Source organism: Azospirillum sp. UFLA03-27 (assembly GCF_059803775.1).
This window is the reverse complement of sequence record NZ_JAUQTX010000480.1, coordinates 1-1,679: the sequence shown is the minus strand read 5'-3', so window position 1 is coordinate 1,679 and position 1,679 is coordinate 1. Positions and strand designations below refer to the sequence as shown.

The window sequence follows — 1,679 nt, the reverse complement described above, 5'->3', positions numbered from 1 at the left end:
GGCTCGGAGATGTGTATAAGAGACAGACCCCGGACGCGCCGGAAAAGGTGCCGGCCGGGCTGGTGCTCGACCTGTCGGCGGTGACGCAACTGACCCCGGCGGGGCTGCGCTCGCTGCTGCTGGCGGTGCGGCAGGCGCGGCCGGGTGCGGGAAGCATGGGTGGGCGGTCCGGCGTGCGGATCGTACTGGCGGCGGTGCCCGGCCCGGTCCGCGGCGTGCTGGAGGAGGCCGGGCTGGCGGCGCTTCTGGAGAGTCACGGCGATCTTGACGCCGCCGTGCGCGCCGCCTCACGACAATGAACTAATCCATATTGCGAAGACTGGAGTCGTAGAGCTGCTGCGCCAGGATAGTCTTCAGCAGCGCCTCGACGGTAACGCTCATGTAGCGTGCCTGCTGTTCCAGACGCCGATAGACGTCGAGCGGCAGATCAAGCGTCACGTTGACCCTGCTGGCGTGGGGAAACTCGGCCATATCCCCTCTCCATCTCTGTGAACCGCGTCACGCGACGCCGGGCCACAGACGATAAGACTCCCCTTGGGCGCGGTCCATGGCGCAGTCCGCGAAGCGCGCTGTGCGGTTGCGCCGGACCGCTCCCCCAATTTGGAGCCCTTCAGGCCGCGGCCCGCAGCGCCCCGTGGACCTCCGCCAGGATCTCGTAGGAGCGCACCCGCGCCGCGTGGTCGTGGATGGCCGAGGCCACCATGATCTCGTCGGCCCCGGTTTCGGCGAGGAAGGACTCCAGCCCGCGCCGCACCGTCTCCGCCGAGCCGACGAAGGAGCAGGACAGCATGTTCATCGCCTGCGCCTTCTCCAGCGGCGACCAGAAGCTCTCGATGTCGTCGATGGGCGGCGGCAATTGGCCGCGGGTGCCGCGGATCAGACGGGCGAAGCTCTGCTGGGCGGAGGTGAAGAGCCGGCGCGCCTCGGCGTCGGTCTCGGCGGCGACGACGTTCACCCCGACCATGGCGTGGGGCCGGTCGAGCTGCGCCGAGGGCGTGAAATTCTCCCGGTAGACCTGCAACGCCCGCATCAGGGCGTCCGGCGCGAAGTGCGAGGCGAAGGCATAAGGCAGGCCGAAGGCGGCGGCCAGCTGCGCGCCGAACAGGCTGGAGCCGAGGATCCACAGCGGCACGTTCGACCCGGCGCCGGGCACCGCCTGCACGCGCTGGCCCGGCTGGACGGGGCCGAGCAGGGCCTGAAGCTCCAGCACGTCCTGTGGGAACTGCTCCGCCACCGACGGGTCGCGGCGCAGGGCGCGCAGCGTCATCTGGTCGGTGCCCGGCGCCCGGCCCAGGCCGAGATCGATGCGGCCGGGGAACAGCGCCTCCAACGTGCCGAACTGCTCGGCGATGACCAGCGGCGAATGGTTGGGCAGCATGATGCCGCCGGCGCCGACGCGGATGGTCGAGGTGCCCGCCGCCACATGGCCGATGACGACCGAGGTCGCGGCGCTGGCGATGCCGGTCATGTTGTGGTGCTCGGCCAGCCAGTAGCGGCGGTAGCCCAGCCGCTCGGCGTGGCGGGCGAGGTCCAGCGTGTTGCGCAAGGCGTCGCCCGGCGTGCTGCCTTCCGGCACCGGGGCGAGGTCGAGGACGGAGATCGGCGGGCGGGCGGTGTCGTTAGTCGGCATGACGGGGGCTGTCTCTTATACACATCTGACGCTGCCGACGATTATACGC

General features: G+C 70.4%; 3 protein-coding genes. 1 reads left to right on the top strand and 2 read right to left on the bottom strand.

Translation table 11 applies throughout. The features are described 5' to 3' along the window. Positions 1-11 precede the first annotated feature (11 nt). Complete coding sequence (locus Q4I23_RS32545; RefSeq protein ID WP_498528982.1) at positions 12-299, top strand: STAS domain-containing protein; 288 nt, start codon at positions 12-14, stop codon at positions 297-299. Between the two features lies 1 nt (position 300). On the opposite strand, the gene Q4I23_RS32540 is transcribed toward Q4I23_RS32545, so the two are convergent. Both Q4I23_RS32540 and Q4I23_RS32535 read right to left on the bottom strand, forming a co-directional pair. Then, the gene (locus Q4I23_RS32540) at positions 301-471 is read right to left on the bottom strand and encodes a hypothetical protein (RefSeq protein ID WP_014239127.1); all 171 of its coding nucleotides are present in this window, start codon (positions 469-471) and stop codon (positions 301-303) included. Between the two features lie 139 nt (positions 472-610). Beyond that, positions 611-1,630 carry an LLM class flavin-dependent oxidoreductase gene (locus Q4I23_RS32535; RefSeq protein WP_498528981.1) on the bottom strand — a complete coding sequence of 340 codons (1,020 nt, stop codon included), beginning with the start codon at positions 1,628-1,630 and terminating at the stop codon, positions 611-613. Positions 1,631-1,679 lie beyond the last annotated feature (49 nt).

What these genes read in the sequence shown, in the direction of transcription:
- Q4I23_RS32540 (WP_014239127.1), bottom strand. Translation starts at nt 471, where the DNA reads ATGGCCGAGTTTCCCCACGCCAGCAGGGTCAACGTGACGCTTGATCTG.
- Q4I23_RS32535 (WP_498528981.1), bottom strand. Translation starts at nt 1,630, where the DNA reads ATGCCGACTAACGACACCGCCCGCCCGCCGATCTCCGTCCTCGACCTC.